A 17,436-nucleotide genomic window follows, 5' to 3' on the forward strand; every position below is an offset into this window, starting at 1 on the left:
GACCGTGAGCCCGGCCGCGCTCAGCGCGTCAGCGTGATCGCGCTCTCCGGGCAGTTCTTCTCGGCGGTGTCGGCCTGTGCCTCGAGTTCGCCGGCGACGTCGGCGACGAGCACGACGCAGTGGCCGGCCTCGTCGGCGTCGAAGACGTCGGGTGCCAGGGTGTAGCAGCGCCCGTGCCCGGTGCAGCGGTCGGCGTCGACGGCAATGCGGGTCATGGCACCGAAAAGACCAGCGGCAACGACTCCACCGAGCGCAAGGCGGCGGTGTAGGTCAGCTGGGTGCCCGGCTTGATCTCGTAGTCGGGTATGCGCCGGTGGAATTCGCGTAACGCCACCCTCAGCTCCATGCGGGCCAGGTGAGAGCCGAGGCAGCGGTGGGGACCGCCCCCGAACGCGCGGTGCCGGTTGGGGTTGCGGGTGAAGTCCACCAGCTCGGGATCGGCGAACTCGGCCGGGTCGGTGTTGGCCGCGCCCAGCAACGGGCTGACCCGCTCACCCTTGCTGATGGGACAACCGCCCACCTCGACGTCCTGGACGGCGACCCGTGCGACGCCGGGCACCGGCGTCTCCCAGCGCAATAACTCCTCCACGGCGCCGGGCAGGATGTCGGGCTGATCGACCAGCTGACGGCGGTGTTCGGGGTGGCGCGCCAGGTACACGAAGAAGCAGTCGAGCGAGTCGGTCACCGTGTCCAGGCCCGCGATCAGAAACAGGAAGCAGATGTCGAGCAGTTCTTCGCGGGACAGCGGCCGGCCGGCGACGTCGGCGGCGATCATCGCCGAGAGCACGTCGTCGCGGGGGCGGGCGATGTGGTCGTCGATGGCGCGGTCGAAGTAGTCGTAGATCTGTTGCGCCACCCCGGCGGAGCTCTCGTGTCGCCGATCGAAGCCGGAGTCGCCGTCCGGGCGGATCACTCCGTCCTTCCACTCCAGAAACCGCTCGAGGTCTTCCAGCGGCAACCCGAGCAGCTGCAGGAAGACGGTGCACGGCAGCGGCACCGCGAACTCGGTGTGGAAGTCGCACTCGCCGCGATCCGCGAAGCCGTCGATCATCTCGTTCACCAGCTCGGTGACGCGAGGCTCGCGCCGGGCCATCTCCCGCGGCGTGAACAACGGGTCGAGGATGCGGCGGTACTTCGCATGCTCGGGCGGGTCGATCTGCAGGGGGATCAGCGGCCGCACGTTGCCGAGGTCGACCGCGTCCATGTTCGACGAGAACACTTCGGTGTGTTTGAGGGCCATCTCGATGTCGGCCAGCCGGCTGAGCACCACCGCCTGCGGCGACCGGAACACCGGGCTCGATTCGCGCAACGCCTTGTACATCGGCTGCGGGTCCGCCAGACCGGTCACCGTCTGGTCGACGAATCCCTCGGTATCTGTCATCTGGTCAGACTGGCACCAACGTCCGCGCCGGGCAATGGTCAATGCTAAGCGGTCGCACAATCGCCGCGCGGCGCTCAACTTTGCAGGTGAATCCGTTCGCCGTGCGGCCCGAGGATCATGATGGCCTCCACCGGGCCGTCGGACGCCCCGAACCAGTGCGGTGTCCACGTGGAGAATTCGACCGCTTCACCTGGTGCGATGGTGAAGTCGCGGTCGCCCAGCAGCAGCCGCAGCCGGCCGGACAGGACGTACATCCAGTCCTGGCCCTCGTGCACCGGCAACTCCGCGGGCGGGGTGCGACGCCGGGTGCTGACCCGGACCTTGAAGGCGTGCAGGCCACCGGCCGGGCCCTGGCGCGTCAGCGGCCAATACGTCACCCCGTGGTGGGTGTGCGCGGCGCCGCGCACCCGCGGATCGTGGGCTTCGGGGGGCTGCAACAACTCGTCGGTGCTGACCGACAGCGCCCGCGCCAGGCGCGGCAGGTGATCGAGGGCGAGCCGGCGCTTTCCCGACTCGAGGCGGCTGAGCGTCGAGACGTCGATGCCGGCGCGCGCACCCACCTCTTGCAGCGTCATGCCCCGCTGCGAGCGCAGCTCCCGCAGCCGGCGGCGCACCTGAAGATCGATATCGGGGGCGGTCTTTGCCTGCATGGCAAATAAGCTTGGCAAGCGCGACGCGACTGGGCAAGCTCGCGGTATGGAAACTTCGTGCAATTCCGATGACGCCCGGCGGTTCTGGGAAGAGCGGTACGGATCGACGGATCGGGTGTGGAGCGGACAAGTCAATCCGCGCCTTCCCGAGGTGGCCGCCGATCTGCCTGCGGGCCGGGCCCTCGACTTGGGCTGCGGGGAGGGCGCCGACGCGTTGTGGCTCGCCGAGCGCGGGTGGCAGGTCGTTGCGGTCGACGTCTCGGCCACCGCGCTGCAACGAGCGGCGGAGGCCGCGTCCACGCGAAACGTGGCCGATCACATCGACTTTCAGCGGCACGACCTGAACGAGACCTTCCCCGAAGGGGCGTTCGACCTGGTGTCGGCCCAGTACTTCCATTCCCCGGCCCGATTGGAACGCGAGGCCGTGCTGCGGCGCGCGGCCGGCCAGGTGAATCCCGGTGGGGTGCTGTTGATCGTTGACCACGGGGCGGCCCCGCCGTGGGCGCAGCACCACGAGCACTCCTTCCCCGGCATCGAGGAGGTGATCGCGTCGTTGCGGCTGAACCCGGCCGACTGGACCCGGGTGCGGGCCGAAACAGTCGACCGGGTGTTGGTCGCCGACGGCCAAAAGGCCACGGTGCCCGACAATGTCATCGTCCTGCGACGGACGGGGTAGCCCTCAGGCCGCGTCGTGGAAGATCAGCCCCAGCGCGTAGCGTTCCCCGGAACGCACCACCGACACCCCGTGGCGCACCGGCGCCGCGGACCAGCCGCGACTGGAGGGCACCGGCCGCTCCCGCGTGGTGAACACGAATCCGTGGCCCTGCGGCAATTGCGTTGCCATACCCCGGGATTGGGCCCGCGGCCGCTGCTCGACGAGTAGGAATTCGCCGCCGGTGTAGTCGGTGCCGGGCTCGCTGAGGTTGATCACCACCTGCAGCGGAAACACCAAGTCGCCGTAGAGGTCTCGGTGCAGCGCGTTCCAGTCGCCCGCGCCGTACTTCAGCATCAGCGCGGTGGACCTGGTTTGGCCGGCGGCGTGGCAGACCGCCAGCCAATCGTCCAGACCGTCCGGCCAGGGCGCGTCGCGGCCGAGTTTGCCCCACCAGTCGCGGGCGATCGGCAGCAGCCGCGGGTAGAGCGCCTGCTTGAGTTCGTCGAGGGGGGCGGGGTAGGGCGCCCGGAAGTAGCGATACTGCCCGGCGCCGTACCGCCTGGGCGCCATGTCGATGGTCGAACGGAACAGGGCGTCGTCGGAGTAGAGCTTGCGGAGCCGCGCCGCCTCGCTGGTGGTGACCAGCCTCGGCAGTAGCGCCCCGCCGTCTTCGTTGACCGCGCCGGCGATGGCGTCCCAGTCGCCGGAGTCGACGCGCTTCTTCCACCGCGACATCTGGCGCCCTTTCGTGTGCCTGCCTGCCAGGTCCACGATAGAGCCGCGCACGCGATGGTTGCTGGCCCCGGCTTCGGGTAGGGAGTACCGTGGATCGTCGCGGACGAGTTGGCCGGGCGGCCGCGGACCGTCGCAAGGCGGTCCGAGGAAAGTCCGGACTTCGCAGAGCAGGGTGATTGCTAACGGCAATCCGAGGTGACTCGCGGGACAGTGCCACAGAAAGCAGACCGCCACCCTCGCGGTGGTAAGGGTGAAACGGTGCGGTAAGAGCGCACCAGCATCCCGGGTGACCGGGGTGGCTCGGCAAACCCCACCCGAAGCAAGGCCAAGAAGGCGGCGCCGAAAGGTGCGGCCGCGCAGGCGTTCGAGGGTTGCTCGCCCGAGCCTGCGGGTAGGCCGCTCGAGGCACCCGGTGACGGTGTGTCCAGATGGATGGTCGCCGCCGCGCATCTCCGGTCGCCGGAGGTGCGTGGAACAGAATCCGGCTTACAGGCCAACTCGTCCGCCCCGCCTCAGGCGTCCGCGAAACTGTATTCCGCGACGCGTTCGCCGAGTGAACCCGTCGCCAGTTACAGCCTCGCGGGGCGGAGCGCCCCGCTCAGCCGGCCTTGTGCACCGCCTTGGCGAGCTTGCGCAACGCGTCGTCGAGCTGCCGTTCGCACCGCTCGGCCAAGTCGGCCTCCTGCTGGTACAGCACGCCGTAGGTGAAGGTGTCCTCGCCGGCGGCGTGCGCGGTTTCGGATTCGTGGCGCAGGTGTTCGCGGCTGACCACGCTGTCCTGATGGTCGCCGAGCAGCGACTGAACGGCCTTCGCCTGCTCGGACACCCTGTCGGCGCCGGTGGCGGCGGCGGTATACCGAAGGCGCTTGGCCCGCTTGCGAATCCGGTGGACCGCTTCGTCGCGCGCGTGCTGGTCCCCGGGTTGTTCGCCGGCCACCTGGGCGGCGGCCTTGGCGGCCTTGCGGACCTTCTTGTAGGCGGCGTCGATGGTGACCGGCGCGTGTTCTTCGCCCGGGGCGCTGCCCGGGGGTTGCGCCGCGATCGCATCGAGGGCGTCGAGCAGACGGAAGTAACGCTGCGACCGCATGGCGATCAGCGACCGGCGCAGCCCGGTCTGGTAGCGCCGCTGCGCGCCGCCGACCAGACGCTCGTGCACCGGCCCGCGCACCAAATCCGGTGTGAGGCCGTCCAATTGACGCTCGTAGCGCTCCGCGAGGACCTCGGCGTCGCGCGCGATGCCGAGGATGCCGGCGAGCTCGCGCAGTTCGTCGAGCACCCACCCGTCGTCGTCGGGCAGCCCGAACGACTCCTGGTAGTCACGCAGCAGGCTGCGCAGCTTGCGGGTGGTGACCCGCATCTGGTGAATGGAGTCGAACGCGTCGGCCCGCACCGCGCGGTCCCACACCAACAGTTCGCGAATCTGCTCGGCCACCGCCCGCTGCAGCGGGTTCTCGGCGGCCGGCGCGCCGTCGGGTTGGGGCGTCGTGCCGAGTACGCGGGCCAGCTTGGAGGCGTGACCGGCCGGCGCGGCGCCGGCGTCGAGCAGTCGATTGCCCAACCGGTTCAACAGCTCGGTGTCCGGGGCCCCAGTCGTTTCGACCAGTTCGAGTTCCCACTCGCGCCACTCCTGCTGGGTGGGCTCCACGTCGGCGTCCTCGGAAGCGCGGGCCGACCAGGCGGTGACGTGGTCGTTGCAGAACTCAGCGAGCGGTGTGTCGTCGGCCGCATACAACACCTGGGTGTCGCGCCGGGTGGTGATGCGGGCGACCGGTTCGAGCGGGCGGTCGCGCACGATCGCCAGCACGACGTCCACCAGCTCCTCCGGCACGGTGTCGGGGCCGCCCGGGCCCGAGGCGTCCAGCGGTGCCCGGACTTCGGTGCGGGCCTCCGGCCCGGCCGGCAGCTTCAGGTGCCATCCCGCGTCCGCGCCCCCGGTGCGGCGGCGCAGGGTGATCTTGTTGCGGGCGAGGTCCTGTGCGGGGGTGTCGAAGTACGTCGCGTCCAGTGTCTGAGTGGGCGACTTCTCGACGTGCGCCACCGCGGCAATGCCTTCGAACGATGGGGACACGGTGGACTCGCCGACGTCGAACTTGCGTTCCACCTCGCGATGGCGCGAGGTTTGCGGCGCTTTTCCAGGCATTTTCGGCTCCGTTGAGGGCGCGTCGCCGCGGCCATGAAGGGACGATGATGAAGGGTTCCCATAGCCTGCCATACCGCGGTGGGGCGGATGGCGGCACCGGCCGCTGACCGGCGCGGCGGCCGCGGCGTCACGGGGGCGGCGGCGGCGGGTCTTCGCGCAGATGCATTGCCAGGCCGCTCAGTTCGCGGATCGTCTCGATTTCGGGATCGCGGTACGGCCGTCCGTCGGGCACCAGCACATCGTGGAACCACTCGGCCGGCATGGCCGTGTACGGGTGCTCCCAGGAGTCCCACGGATAGAACGTCTGGGTCTTCCCGGCGACCAGCCCCCAGTGGAACGCGCCGACGTTGTAGCGCTTGGCGACGGGCAGCACACCCGGGATGGTGCTGCCCAACGTCCGCGCCAGGTATTCGGTGCACAGGATCGGTCGCCCCTGGGGTGTGAGCTCGCCGATGCGGCTCTCGAACTCCGCCGGCGAGCCATAGCAGTGGAAGGTGATCACGTCGGAGTTGTCCAGCTGGATGCCGCTGAACACGCTGCGCCGCCCGGGGTCCGCCCACTCGCCGTCCCAGACCCCGCTGGTCAGCGGCTGAGACGGATCGACCGAACGCGCCCAGCCGAACACCTGCGGCAGCAGGTCGGCGACCAGATGCAGCTTGTCGGGCCGCTCGACCGCGCGGTAGTGCTTCGAGGGATTGTCGGGTTCGTTCCACAGGTCCCACCCGAGCACGCGGTCATCGGTGCGGAATTGAGTCAGCACGCCGGTGACGTAGCTACGCAGGGTCTCGACGTAGCCCGGGTCACCGAGGTGTTCGGCGCCCGGGCTCTGCACCCAACCCGAGTTGTGCACGCCGGGCCTCGGCGGGCGTTGCGGGCCCGCCGCGGGATGAGGATCCCAACAGGAGTCGAACAGGACGAACAACGGCTTGATGTCGTGGCGCGCCGTGATGTCGACGAACTGGGCGAGGCGGGTCTGGAACCCCCGACGGTCCTGCGCCCACAACAGGTCGTGCAGGAACACCCGCACCGCGTTGAGGCCGTCGGCCCGCGCCCAGCCCAGCTCGGTGTCGATGCGTCGCGGGTCGAACGTCTCGGCCTGGAACATCTCCAGCTGGTTGATCGCGTTCGACGTGATGTAGTTCGCCCCGACCAACCAGCCCTGCGCCTGATACCACCGGTTGGCGCGCTCGGGGGACCAGCGGCTTGCCTGCGGCGAGGTGCCAGGCGCGGGTTGCGCGGCCGCGCGAGGTGCTCGGGCCAGTGCAGCGCCTCCTGCCAGTGCCAGCGGTACCTTCAGCACCGTTCGACGGTGCACCAGGCCACCACGAATCCCCGGTTCGATGTGTTCACCCTCGCTCTCGGAGTAGAGACTTCATCCGAGAACAATCGTACCCGCCTGCCACACAACGATTTTCGGAATTGACAGGATCGGGCGGGCGAAACGTGTGGTTGCCTCCGTCAGAAGCAGTGCTCGTCGGCGGGGAAGGTCCCCTCGGCCACCTCTCGCGCATATTGCGTCGCGGCCCGGCGCAATTCCCCGCCGACGTCGCCGAACCGCTTGACGAAGCGGGCGGCCTTGCCGCTGTTGACCCCGGCCATGTCCTGCCAGACCAAAACCTGGCCGTCGCAGTTCGGGCCGGCGCCGATCCCGACGGTCGGGATGGTCAGCTTGCCGGTGATCTGGGTGGCCAATTCGGCGGGCACCATCTCCATGACGACGGAGAACGCCCCGGCTTCGGCGACGGCGATCGCGTCGGCGACGGTCTGTTCCGCGGCGTCACCGCGGCCCTGCACCCGGAAGCCGCCCAGGCTGTTCACGCTCTGCGGCGTGAACCCGATGTGCGCCATCACCGGGATGCCCGCCGCGGTCAGGCAGGCGATCTGCTCGGCCACCCGCTCGCCGCCCTCGAGCTTGACGGCGTGGGCGCCGCCCTCCTTCATGAACCGGGTGGCCGACGCGAGTGCCTGGCTCGGCCCCGCCTCATAGCTGCCGAACGGCAGGTCCGCGACGACCAGGGCGTGACGCGCACCGCGCACCACGCCGCGGACCAGCGGAATCATTTCGTCGATCGAGACCGGCACCGTGGTGTCGTAGCCGTACACGACGTTGGCGGCCGAGTCGCCGACCAGCAAGACCGGGATGCCCGCCTCGTCGAAGATGCGGGCGGTCGAGTAGTCGTAGGCCGTGAGCATGGCCCACTTGTGCCCCTCGGCCTTCATCTTCTGCAGGTGGTGCGTGCGGATCTTGGTGAGCGGCTGCGCCTGTTCTGACGTGCCCGCACCATAGACGTTCTGCTCAGACATCGTTGTCCCTGTGGGTGGTCGGGTCGATCCTCGTGGCCCTGAACGGGTCCCCGGGTTCGTCTGACGGTGTCATTCTGCCATCTCTTGTGCGCAGTTGCACCGGGCCTGTGATGTGAGACATACCATGCTCGGCCGCTCGCAGGGCGGCCGATAACCGCACGGTGGTGCCGCTCACGAGAATCTCAGCTTTCCTCTGGCAGCATATGTTGGCATGGGTCTGTCTCGCCGCGGCAAGTTCGCGCGCACGCTGCTGGTTTCGACAACGGTCGCTGCCGTCGCGCTCCTGCTCGCGGGCTGCGTGCGCGTCGTCGGCGGGCGCGCGCTCCTGGCCGAACCCAAGCTGGGGCAGGCCGTGGAGTGGACGCCGTGCCGGTCATCGAACCCGAAGGCCAAGATCCCCGCGGGCGCGCTGTGCGGCAAGCTGGCGGTGCCCGTGGACTACGACCACCTCGACGGCGACGTCGCGACGCTGGCGATGATCCGGTTCCCCGCCACCGGCGACAAGATCGGCTCGCTGGTGATCAACCCCGGCGGGCCCGGCGAGTCGGGTATCGAGGCCGCGCTCGGTGTCGTTCAGTCGCTGCCGAAGCGGGTCCGCGAACGATTCGACCTGGTGGGCTTCGACCCCCGCGGGGTGGGATCGTCGCGGCCGTCCATCTGGTGCAACTCCGACGCCGACAACGACCGGCTGCGTACCGAGCCGAACGTCGACTACAGTCCCGCCGGGGTGGCCCACATCGAGGACGAGACCAAGCAGTTCGTCGGCCGCTGCGTCGACAAGATGGGCAAGAACTTCCTGGCCAACGTCGGCACGGTCAACGTCGCCAGGGACCTGGATGCGATCCGCGCGGCGCTGGGCGACGACAAGCTGACCTACCTCGGCTACTCGTACGGCACGCGGATCGGCTCCGCCTACGCCGAGGCGTACCCGGAGAAGGTGCGGGCGATGATCCTCGACGGCGCCGTCGACCCCAACGCCGACCCCATCGAGGCGGACCTGCGCCAGGCCAAGGGTTTTCAGGACGCGTTCGACGACTACGCCACGGACTGCGCGAAGCAATCGAGTTGCCCGTTGGGCACCGACCCGGCCAAGGCCGTCGACGTCTACCACAGCCTGGTCGACCCGCTGGTCGACCCGAACAACCCGATGGTCGGCAGGCCGGTCCCCACGAATGACCCGCGGGGACTGAGCTACAGCGACGCCATCGTGGGCACCATCATGGCGCTGTACTCGCCGACGTTGTGGCATCACCTGACCGACGGGCTGAGCGAACTGGTCAACCACCGCGGGGACACGCTGCTGGCGCTGGCCGACATGTACATGCGCCGCGACGCGCACGGCCACTACACCAACGCCACCGACGCGCGGGTCGCCATCAACTGCGTCGACCAGCCGCCGATCACCGACCGCGCCAAGGTGATCGACGAGGACCGCCGCTCGCGGGAGATCGCGCCGTTCATGAGCTACGGCACCTTCACCGGCGACGCCCCGCTGGGCACCTGCGCGTTCTGGCCGGTTCCGCCGACGAGCAAGCCGCACACCATCTCCGCGCCCGGACTGGCCCCGACCGTGGTCGTGTCGACGACCCACGATCCGGCGACCCCCTACAAGGCCGGGGTCGATCTGGCCAACCAGCTGCGCAGTTCGCTGCTCACCTACGACGGAACCCAGCACACGGTGGTGTTCCAGGGCGACGGATGCATCGACAACTACGTCACCGCGTATCTGGTCGGCGGTGCGACGCCGCCCAGCGGCGCAAAGTGCTAGGGCGCGTAGGGGTCTGACGTCGAGCGCAATCGCACACTCGGTGCGGGCCGCAGACGAGATCAAGGCGTAATCGTTTCGCGCCGCTTCGGGAACCCGAAGCTGACACGATGACTGCCATGTCGCGCCTGAGACCGTTGAGTTCGGCGCTGGTGTCATTCGGGCTGTTGGCCGCGCAATCGGTGGTGGGGCCGGCGGTCGCGGGCGCCACTCCCGAACCCGGTGCCGGGCAGACCGCGGCCCCGAGGCCGTCGGCCGCGGCACCCCAGACATGGGGGAGTTGCGGTCAATTCGCCAGGGACACAAGCGATGTCCCCACCGCCCAGTGCACCACCGTCTCCGTCCCGGTCGATTACGACAACCCGGGAGCGGGGCAGGCCAGGCTGGCGGTGATCCGCGTGCCGGCCACCGGCCAGCGGATCGGTTCCCTGCTGGTCAATCCGGGCGGTCCCGGCGGGTCCGCGGTCGACATGGTGTCCGGCATGGCAGCGGATCTCGACGGCACGCCGATTCGGCGCAATTTCGACCTGGTCGGCTTCGATCCGCGGGGGGTGGGCCACTCGAGCCCGGCCCTGCGCTGTCGCTCGGACGCCGAGTTCGACGCCTACCGGCGCGAGCCGATGGTCGACTACAGCCCGGCCGGCGTGACGCACATCGAACAGCTCTACCAGCAGCTGGCCCAGGAGTGTGTGAGCCGCATGGGGCCCGGGTTCCTGGCCAACGTCGGCACCGCATCGGTGGCGCGCGACATGGACATGGTCCGCCAGACGCTGGGCGACGACCAGATCAACTACCTCGGCTACAGCTACGGCACCGAGCTGGGCACCGCATACCTGGAGAAGTTCGGAGCCCACGTGCGGGCGATGGTGCTCGACGGCGCGATCGACCCGGCCGTCGGCCCGGTCGACGAAAACGTTCAGCAGATGGCGGGATTCCAAACCGCTTTCAACGACTACGCCGCCGACTGCGCCCGCTCGGCGGGCTGCCCGCTGGGCACCGACCCGGCCCAATTCGTCAACCGCTACCACGCGCTGGTCGACCCGTTGGTCGCCAAACCCGGTCGCACGTCGGACCCGCGTGGCCTGAGCTACGCCGACGCGACCACCGGCACCATCAACGCGCTCTACACCCCGGCGCACTGGAAGTATCTGACCAGCGGCCTCCTCGGCCTGCAGCGCGGGACCGACGCGGGGGATCTGCTGGTGCTCGCCGACGACTACGAGGGCCGCGACCGCGGCGGTCACTACACCAACGACCAGGACGCCTTCAACGCTATTCGGTGCGTCGACGCGCCCGCGCCGAAGGATTCGGCGAGCTGGGTCGCCGCCGATCAGCGCATCCGCCAGGCGGCGCCGTTCCTCAGCTACGGGCAGTTCACCGGGAACGCGCCCCGCGATCTGTGCGCACTGTGGCCGGTGCCGGCGACGTCGACGCCGCATGTCGCGGCGCCCGCCGCGTCGGGCAAGGTCGTCGTCGTCTCCACCACGCACGATCCGGCCACCCCGTATCAGGCCGGGGTCAACCTGGCCCGCCAGCTGGGCGGCCCGCTGATCACCTACGACGGGACGCAGCACACCGCGGTGTTCAACGGAAACCAGTGCGTGGACGCCGCCGTGATGCGCTATCTCGTCGCGGGCACGTTGCCGCCCCCGGCCTACCAGTGCCGATCCTGACCGCACTGAGCAGCCTGTTTGCAATGTTCGCAATTGTTCCAATCGCGCGTCGGTAACACAGAATTAACAGCTGTTGCCTACTGTTTCGGTTATGGATCGCCAGAAGGAATTCGTCCTCCGAACGCTGGAGGAACGGGATATCCGCTTCGTTCGGCTGTGGTTCACCGACGTGCTCGGTTTTCTCAAGTCAGTCGCCATCGCCCCGGCCGAACTCGAAGGCGCCTTCGAAGAGGGCATCGGCTTCGACGGATCCTCGATCGAGGGCTTCTCGCGGGTCTCGGAATCCGATACCGTGGCCAACCCCGACCCGTCGACCTTCCAGGTGCTGCCGTGGGCGTCCGGCGGTCACCACCACTCGGCGCGGATGTTCTGCGACATCACCATGCCGGACGGCTCGCCGTCCTGGGCGGACCCGCGCCACGTGCTGCGCCGCCAGCTGCAGAAGGCCAACGACCTAGGGTTCTCCTGCTACGTTCACCCCGAGATCGAATTCTTCTTGCTGAAACCCGGCCCGGACGACGGGTCGGTGCCCGTCCCGGTCGACAACGCCGGCTATTTCGACCAGGCCGTCCACGACTCCGCCTCGAACTTCCGCCGGCACGCCATCGAGTCACTGGAATTCATGGGCATCTCGGTGGAGTTCAGCCACCACGAGGGCGCGCCCGGCCAGCAGGAGATCGACCTGCGCTTCGCCGACGCCCTGTCGATGGCCGACAACGTGATGACGTTCCGCTACGTCATCAAGGAGGTCGCGATCGAGAACGGCGCCCGGGCGTCGTTCATGCCCAAGCCGTTCGGGCAACACCCCGGCTCGGCGATGCACACTCACATGAGCCTGTTCGAGGGTGACGTCAACGCCTTCCACAGCCCCGACGACCCACTGCAGCTGTCCGACGTGGGCAAGTCGTTCATCGCCGGCATCCTCGAGCACGCGTCCGAGATCAGCGCCGTCACCAACCAGTGGGTCAACTCCTACAAGAGGTTGGTGGTCGGTGGCGAGGCGCCCACCGCGGCGTCGTGGGGCGCGGCCAACCGGTCGGCGCTGGTGCGGGTGCCGATGTACACCCCGCACAAGACGTCGTCGCGACGCATCGAGGTCCGCAGCCCCGATTCGGCCTGCAACCCCTACCTGACGTTCGCCGTGCTGCTGGCCGCCGGGCTGCGCGGGGTCGAAAAGGGCTACGTGCTGGGGCCGCAGGCCGAGGACAACGTGTGGGACCTGACCCCCGAGGAGCGGATCGCGATGGGCTACCGCGAGCTGCCGACCAGCCTGGACAGCGCGCTGCGCGCCATGGAGTCCTCCGAGCTGGTCGCGGAAACCTTGGGAGAGCACGTTTTTGACTTCTTCCTGCGCAACAAGCGCACGGAGTGGGCCAACTACCGCAGCCACGTCACGCAGTACGAGCTGAGCACCTACCTGTCGCTGTAGCCGGCGCCGCGGTCAACAGGGTGCCCGCCTTGCCCCTGCAACGCAGGCGGGTTGCGATACCGTCGTGGTCGTGACCAAACCCGCGACGCAGCGCCCCCGGCTGCCCAGCGTGGGCCGGCTCGGCCTGGTCGACCCCCCGGCGAGCGATCGCCTGACGCAGCTGGGTTGGTATGACCACGACGACCAGGCGCACGTCGACCTGCTGTGGTCGCTGTCGCGCGCACCCGACCCCGACGCCGCCCTGCGCGCGCTGATCCGGCTGGCGGAAAACCCCGACACCGACTGGGACGAGCTCAACGCCGCACTGCTCACCGAACGCGCGCTGCGCGGGCGGCTGTTCGCCGTGCTCGGCTCGTCGCTGGCCCTGGGCGATCACCTGGCCGTCCATCCGGAGTCGTGGAAACTGTTGCGGGGCAAGGCCAAACTGCCCACGCGTGACGAGCTGCGCGCGGCGTTCACCGAGTGCGTCGACGATGCGTCGGGCGATCCCGGTGCGGTGGTGGCGCGCCTGAAGACCCTGTACCGCGACCAGCTGCTGGTGCTGGCCGCCCTCGACTTGGCGGCGACGGTGGAGGACGAACCGGTGCTGCCGTTCACCGTGGTGGGCGCCCAGCTGTCGGACCTGGCGGACGCCGCGCTGGCCGCCGCCCTGCGGGTGGCCGAGCTGAGCGTGTGCGGCGACCGCACGCCACCACGGCTGGCTGTCATCGCGATGGGCAAATGCGGTGCCCGCGAACTGAACTACGTCAGCGACGTCGACGTCATCTTCGTCGGCGAGCGCGCCGACACACTCACCACCCGGCTGGCCAGCGAGATGATGCGGGTCGCCTCGGCGGCCTTCTTTCAGGTCGACGCCGGGCTGCGGCCCGAGGGCCGCAGCGGTGAGCTGGTCCGCACCGTCGAGTCGCACATCGCCTACTACCAGCGCTGGGCGAAGACCTGGGAGTTCCAGGCGTTGCTCAAAGCCCGCGCGGCCGTGGGCGACGCGGAGCTCGGGGAGCGCTACCTGACGGCGTTGATGCCGATGGTGTGGGTGGCCTGCGAGCGCGAGGATTTCGTCGTCGAGGTGCAGGCCATGCGCCGCCGGGTCGAGCAGCTGGTCCCCGCCGACGTGCGCGACCGCGAGATCAAGCTGGGCAGCGGCGGGCTGCGGGACGTGGAGTTCGCGGTGCAGCTACTGCAGCTGGTGCACGGCCGCAGCGACGAGTCGCTGCACGTGGCGTCCACGGTGGACGCGCTGGACGCGTTGGGTCAGGGCGGCTACATCGGACGTGAGGATGCGGCGAACCTGACCGCGTCCTACGAGTTCCTCCGACTGCTCGAGCACCGGCTACAGCTGCAGCGGCTCAAGCGCACCCACCTGTTGCCGGACGCCGAGGACGAGGAGGCCGTGCGGTGGCTGGCGCGCGCCGCGCACATCCGGCCGGACGGGCGGCACGACGCCGCGGGCGTGCTCCGCGAGGAGCTGCGTCACCAGAACCTGCGGGTTTCGCAGCTGCACGCCAAGCTCTTCTACCAGCCGCTGCTGGAGTCGATCGGCCCGGCCGGTTTGGAGATCGGGCACGGCATGACGTCGGAGGCCGCCGAGCGGCAGCTGGCCGCGCTCGGCTACGAGGGCCCGCAGACCGCGTTGAAACACATGTCGGCGCTGGTCAACCAGAGCGGCCGGCGCGGTCGCGTGCAGTCGGTGCTGCTGCCCAGGCTGCTGCACTGGATGTCGTATGCCCCCGATCCCGACGGCGGCCTGTTGGCCTACCGCCGCCTGAGTGAGGCCCTGGCCGGGGAGAATTGGTATCTGGCCACGCTGCGCGACAAGCCCGCCGTGGCCAGGCGGCTCATGCACGTGCTGGGCACTTCCGCCTACGTGCCGGACCTGTTGATGCGCGCCCCGAGGGTGATCCAGGACTACAGCGACGGTGCGGCCGGGCCGAAACTTCTCGAGGCGGACCCGGCCGCGGTGGCCGGGGCGCTGATCGCGTCGGCCGGCCGCCACCACGACGCGGTGCGCGCGATCGCCGCGGCCCGCACGCTGCGCCGTCGGGAACTGGCCCGCATCGGCTCGGCCGATCTGCTGGGTTTCTTGGAGGTCACCGACGTCTGCCGGGCCCTGACCTCGGTATGGGTGGCCGTGCTGCAGGCCGCGCTGGACGCGATCATCCGCGCCAACCTTCCCAGGGACGGCTCCGAAAAAGGAAGAGCGCCGGCCGCGATCGCGGTGATCGGCATGGGCAGGCTGGGCGGCGCCGAGCTGGGCTACGGGTCCGACGCCGACGTGATGTTCGTCTGCGAGCCGGCCCGCGGTGTCGAGGAGTCGGCGGCGATCCGATGGTCGACGACGGTCGCCGAGCAGGTGCGCACGCTGCTGGGTACTCCCAGCGTCGACCCGCCGCTCGAGGTCGACGCCAACCTGCGGCCCGAGGGCCGCCAGGGTCCGCTGGTGCGCACGCTGGGCGCCTACGCCGCCTACTACGAGCAGTGGGCGCAGCCGTGGGAGATTCAGGCGCTGCTGCGCGCGCACGCGGTGGCCGGCGACGCGGAGCTGGGCGAGCGGTTCTTGTTGGCGGCCGACAAGACCCGCTATCCGCCCGGCGGGGTGTCCGCCGAGATGGCGCGCGAGATTCGCCGCATCAAGGCCCGCGTGGACGCCGAGCGGCTGCCGCGCGGCGCCGACCCCAACACCCACACCAAACTGGGCCGTGGGGGGCTGGCGGACATCGAATGGACCGTGCAGCTGATGCAGCTGCTCTACGCCCACGACATCCCCGCCCTGCACAACACCTCGACGCTGGAGTCCCTGGACGCGATCGAGGCGGCCGGCCTGGTTCCCGCCGACGAGGTCGACCTGCTGCGGCAGGCCTGGCTGACCGCCACCCGGGCCCGCAACGCGCTGGTGCTGGTCCGCGGCAAGCCGACCGATCAGCTGCCGGGGCCGGGACGCCAGCTCAACGCGGTCGCGGTGGCCGCGGGTTGGCCGTCCGACGACGGCGGGGAGTTCTTGGACAACTATCTACGGGTGACGCGGCGGGCAAAAGCCGTGGTGCGGAAGGTGTTTGGAAGTTGAGTCAGGAGGCCGGCGCGTTGGACGCCATATTCGAGGTGCTCGACGCGGCGGAGGCTGATCGAGTCAAAGCCCTGTATGCCCCGTTGGCCGAGGCGGTGCGCGAACTCGTCGACGCCACCATCCGCACCGAAGTCGACGACGACGTCGTCGCCCAGGCGCGCTCCGCCATCGAGGCCGTCACCGCGTCGCTGCGGCAACGGACCCGGCCGGTCGGGGTGACCTACCGCGTCAACGGCCGCCCGCTGCCGCTGGGCAACGCCGCGATCGGCGTGTGCAATCCGATCGCGCCGCCGATCGTCGTCCACCACGACGGTGGCGGCCGCTGCTGGAGCGAGTTCGTCCTCGGCTCGGCGTACGAGGGTCCGCCCAAACTGGTGCACGGCGGGGTCAGCGCCCTGGTGCTCGACCACATGCTGGGCGAGGCGGCCAGCGAGGGGCTGTCCAAGGCGCGGTTCACCGGAACCATCACCGTGAAATACCTGCGCGGCACCCCGCTGGGCCCGCTGCGCTGCGAGGCGTGGGTGGAGGGCAAGGAGGGCCGCAAAGTCTTTGCGCGCGGGACGATCTCGGACGCCGCCGGCGTCACGGTCGAGGCCGAGGGCGTGTTCATCGAGCCGGCGTGGGCGCGGGAAGGCCAATGAAGTTCTATATCAGCAGTGCCTTCCTGAACACCCGGGAGATCATCGAACTCGCCAAGGCCGCCGACGAACTCGGCTACGACGGCATCGGGATTCCCGACCACGTCGTCAACCTGGAGACCTTGGACACCCCGTACCCCTACACCAAGGACGGGCAACGGCGGTGGCAGCCGTTCACCGACTGGCCCGACCCGTGGGCCCTCATCGGGGCGCTGGCTCAGGTCACCACGCGCCTGCGGTTCGTCAACACCGTCTACATCCCCGCGATGCGCAACCCGTACTCGGCGGCCAAAGCCATTGGCACCGCGGCGGTTCTGGCCGAGGGCCGGGTGGAGCTGGGCGTCGGTGTCGGCTGGTGCCGCGAGGAATTCGCGTTGATGGGCGAACAATTCGAGGCCCGCGGGAAGCGGACCGACGAGATCATCGACCTGATGCGGGCGTTGTGGCGGCCCGGATGGACGAAGTTCGAAGGCGAGTTCTACCGGGCGCCGCGGCTGGAGATGGAGCCGACGCCGCCGCCGATCCCGGTGTATGTCGGCGGGCTCAGCGACATCGCGCTGCGCCGCGCGGCCCGCAACGACGGGTGGATCGGCGATCTGATCAAGACCGAACGCGCCATCGAGGCGGTGGACCGGCTGCGGGAGTTGCGTGCCGAAAACGGGCTGGATATGGACGATTTCACCGTCCTGACGCCGCTGACCGACGCCTTCACCACCGCTGATTATCAGCGCGCCGCCGATGCGGGCATCACCGGGATCATCACCATGCCGTGGATGTTCTACGCCGGGCCGGACGCCTCGTTGGACGACAAGATCGACGGCATGCAGCGCTTCCGCAAGGACCTGTCGCTCGACTCCTAGTTCTCTTCTGGGGCTTTTCGCCGCGACACGTAACCTGTGGCGACGACACGCCCCGACGACGTGCGCAGTGGTTTATATCTCGCGGATGCGAGACCGGCGGATGCTGGGCCAAAGGCTCGCGCCGCCGAGCCGACTCCGCACGTTG

The 17,436-nt window shown here is 69.5% G+C and carries 14 protein-coding genes and 1 other RNA gene; 8 read left to right on the forward strand and 7 right to left on the reverse strand.

Features of this window, described 5'->3' with window-relative positions:
* Nucleotides 1-20: 20 nt before the first annotated feature.
* The 3 genes from AWC03_RS19165 to AWC03_RS19175 form a co-directional block, all read right to left on the reverse strand.
* On the reverse strand, nucleotides 21-215 hold the full coding sequence (locus AWC03_RS19165) for a ferredoxin (RefSeq protein WP_085242295.1): 195 nt from the start codon (nucleotides 213-215) through the stop codon (nucleotides 21-23).
* Nucleotides 212-1,381, reverse strand: coding sequence for a cytochrome P450 (locus AWC03_RS19170; protein WP_085242296.1), 1,170 nt, complete (start codon nucleotides 1,379-1,381; stop codon nucleotides 212-214). The genes AWC03_RS19165 and AWC03_RS19170 overlap by 4 nt, the downstream gene beginning before the upstream one ends.
* 74 nt (nucleotides 1,382-1,455) lie before the next feature.
* The gene (locus AWC03_RS19175) at nucleotides 1,456-2,031 is read right to left on the reverse strand and encodes a helix-turn-helix domain-containing protein (protein WP_085242297.1); all 576 of its coding nucleotides are present in this window, start codon (nucleotides 2,029-2,031) and stop codon (nucleotides 1,456-1,458) included.
* Between the two features lie 46 nt (nucleotides 2,032-2,077).
* Here AWC03_RS19175 and AWC03_RS19180 point away from each other — a divergent pair, with 46 nt between their 5' ends.
* Nucleotides 2,078-2,707, forward strand: a complete 630-nt coding sequence (locus AWC03_RS19180; RefSeq protein ID WP_085242298.1) for a class I SAM-dependent methyltransferase — start codon at nucleotides 2,078-2,080, stop codon at nucleotides 2,705-2,707.
* Nucleotides 2,708-2,710: 3 nt separating this feature from the next.
* Here the strand turns inward: AWC03_RS19180 and AWC03_RS19185 are convergent, their stop codons facing one another.
* On the reverse strand, nucleotides 2,711-3,421 hold the full coding sequence (locus AWC03_RS19185; RefSeq protein WP_085242333.1) for a 2OG-Fe(II) oxygenase: 711 nt from the start codon (nucleotides 3,419-3,421) through the stop codon (nucleotides 2,711-2,713).
* A gap of 104 nt (nucleotides 3,422-3,525) precedes the next feature.
* On the opposite strand from AWC03_RS19185, the gene rnpB reads away from it, so the two are divergent.
* Nucleotides 3,526-3,926, forward strand: an RNA gene (gene rnpB, locus AWC03_RS19190) — RNase P RNA component class A.
* 93 nt (nucleotides 3,927-4,019) lie between these two features.
* On the opposite strand, the gene AWC03_RS19195 is transcribed toward rnpB, so the two are convergent.
* The 3 genes from AWC03_RS19195 to panB all read right to left on the reverse strand — a co-directional run bounded on the left by AWC03_RS19195 (nucleotide 4,020) and on the right by panB (nucleotide 7,865).
* Entirely contained in the window at nucleotides 4,020-5,561 is a 1,542-nt protein-coding gene (locus AWC03_RS19195; protein ID WP_085242299.1) for a CYTH and CHAD domain-containing protein, read from the reverse strand.
* 127 nt (nucleotides 5,562-5,688) lie between these two features.
* A complete protein-coding gene (locus AWC03_RS19200) occupies nucleotides 5,689-6,876 on the reverse strand; it encodes a glycoside hydrolase 5 family protein (protein ID WP_085242300.1) in 1,188 nt (395 codons plus the stop codon).
* Between the two features lie 143 nt (nucleotides 6,877-7,019).
* Nucleotides 7,020-7,865 carry a 3-methyl-2-oxobutanoate hydroxymethyltransferase gene (panB, locus tag AWC03_RS19205; protein ID WP_085242301.1) on the reverse strand — a complete coding sequence of 282 codons (846 nt, stop codon included), beginning with the start codon at nucleotides 7,863-7,865 and terminating at the stop codon, nucleotides 7,020-7,022.
* Between the two features lie 211 nt (nucleotides 7,866-8,076).
* Between panB and AWC03_RS19210 the strand changes: the two genes are divergently transcribed.
* The 6 genes from AWC03_RS19210 to AWC03_RS19235 all read left to right on the forward strand — a co-directional run bounded on the left by AWC03_RS19210 (nucleotide 8,077) and on the right by AWC03_RS19235 (nucleotide 17,291).
* Complete coding sequence (locus AWC03_RS19210) at nucleotides 8,077-9,633, forward strand: alpha/beta hydrolase (RefSeq protein ID WP_085242302.1); 1,557 nt, start codon at nucleotides 8,077-8,079, stop codon at nucleotides 9,631-9,633.
* 107 nt (nucleotides 9,634-9,740) lie between these two features.
* Nucleotides 9,741-11,303, forward strand: a complete 1,563-nt coding sequence (locus tag AWC03_RS19215) for an alpha/beta hydrolase (RefSeq protein ID WP_090422355.1) — start codon at nucleotides 9,741-9,743, stop codon at nucleotides 11,301-11,303.
* A gap of 91 nt (nucleotides 11,304-11,394) precedes the next feature.
* Nucleotides 11,395-12,732 (forward strand): glutamine synthetase family protein, encoded by a 1,338-nt coding sequence (locus AWC03_RS19220; protein ID WP_083172822.1) that lies wholly within the window; start codon nucleotides 11,395-11,397, stop codon nucleotides 12,730-12,732.
* 64 nt (nucleotides 12,733-12,796) lie between these two features.
* On the forward strand, nucleotides 12,797-15,793 hold the full coding sequence (locus AWC03_RS19225; RefSeq protein ID WP_085242303.1) for a bifunctional [glutamine synthetase] adenylyltransferase/[glutamine synthetase]-adenylyl-L-tyrosine phosphorylase: 2,997 nt from the start codon (nucleotides 12,797-12,799) through the stop codon (nucleotides 15,791-15,793).
* Entirely contained in the window at nucleotides 15,790-16,434 is a 645-nt protein-coding gene (locus tag AWC03_RS19230) for a PaaI family thioesterase (RefSeq protein ID WP_085242304.1), read from the forward strand. The genes AWC03_RS19225 and AWC03_RS19230 overlap by 4 nt, the downstream gene beginning before the upstream one ends.
* Nucleotides 16,431-17,291 (forward strand): TIGR03619 family F420-dependent LLM class oxidoreductase, encoded by an 861-nt coding sequence (locus AWC03_RS19235; RefSeq protein ID WP_085242305.1) that lies wholly within the window; start codon nucleotides 16,431-16,433, stop codon nucleotides 17,289-17,291. Before AWC03_RS19230 ends, AWC03_RS19235 begins: the two co-directional genes overlap by 4 nt.
* Nucleotides 17,292-17,436 lie beyond the last annotated feature (145 nt).

The sequence above is a fragment of the Mycobacterium europaeum genome (genome assembly GCF_002102155.1).
GTDB classification, from domain to species: Bacteria; Actinomycetota; Actinomycetes; order Mycobacteriales; family Mycobacteriaceae; genus Mycobacterium; species Mycobacterium europaeum.

Excerpts from the sequence above, each read along its gene's own strand:
- AWC03_RS19165 (WP_085242295.1), bottom strand. The coding sequence starts at position 215 with ATGACCCGCATTGCCGTCGACGCCGACCGCTGCACCGGGCACGGGCGC.
- AWC03_RS19170 (WP_085242296.1), bottom strand. The coding sequence starts at position 1,381 with ATGACAGATACCGAGGGATTCGTCGACCAGACGGTGACCGGTCTGGCG.
- AWC03_RS19175 (WP_085242297.1), bottom strand. The coding sequence starts at position 2,031 with ATGCAGGCAAAGACCGCCCCCGATATCGATCTTCAGGTGCGCCGCCGG.
- AWC03_RS19180 (WP_085242298.1), top strand. The coding sequence starts at position 2,078 with ATGGAAACTTCGTGCAATTCCGATGACGCCCGGCGGTTCTGGGAAGAG.
- AWC03_RS19185 (WP_085242333.1), bottom strand. The coding sequence starts at position 3,421 with ATGTCGCGGTGGAAGAAGCGCGTCGACTCCGGCGACTGGGACGCCATC.
- AWC03_RS19195 (WP_085242299.1), bottom strand. The coding sequence starts at position 5,561 with ATGCCTGGAAAAGCGCCGCAAACCTCGCGCCATCGCGAGGTGGAACGC.
- panB (WP_085242301.1), bottom strand. The coding sequence starts at position 7,865 with ATGTCTGAGCAGAACGTCTATGGTGCGGGCACGTCAGAACAGGCGCAG.
- AWC03_RS19210 (WP_085242302.1), top strand. The coding sequence starts at position 8,077 with ATGGGTCTGTCTCGCCGCGGCAAGTTCGCGCGCACGCTGCTGGTTTCG.
- AWC03_RS19215 (WP_090422355.1), top strand. The coding sequence starts at position 9,741 with ATGACTGCCATGTCGCGCCTGAGACCGTTGAGTTCGGCGCTGGTGTCA.
- AWC03_RS19220 (WP_083172822.1), top strand. The coding sequence starts at position 11,395 with ATGGATCGCCAGAAGGAATTCGTCCTCCGAACGCTGGAGGAACGGGAT.
- AWC03_RS19235 (WP_085242305.1), top strand. The coding sequence starts at position 16,431 with ATGAAGTTCTATATCAGCAGTGCCTTCCTGAACACCCGGGAGATCATC.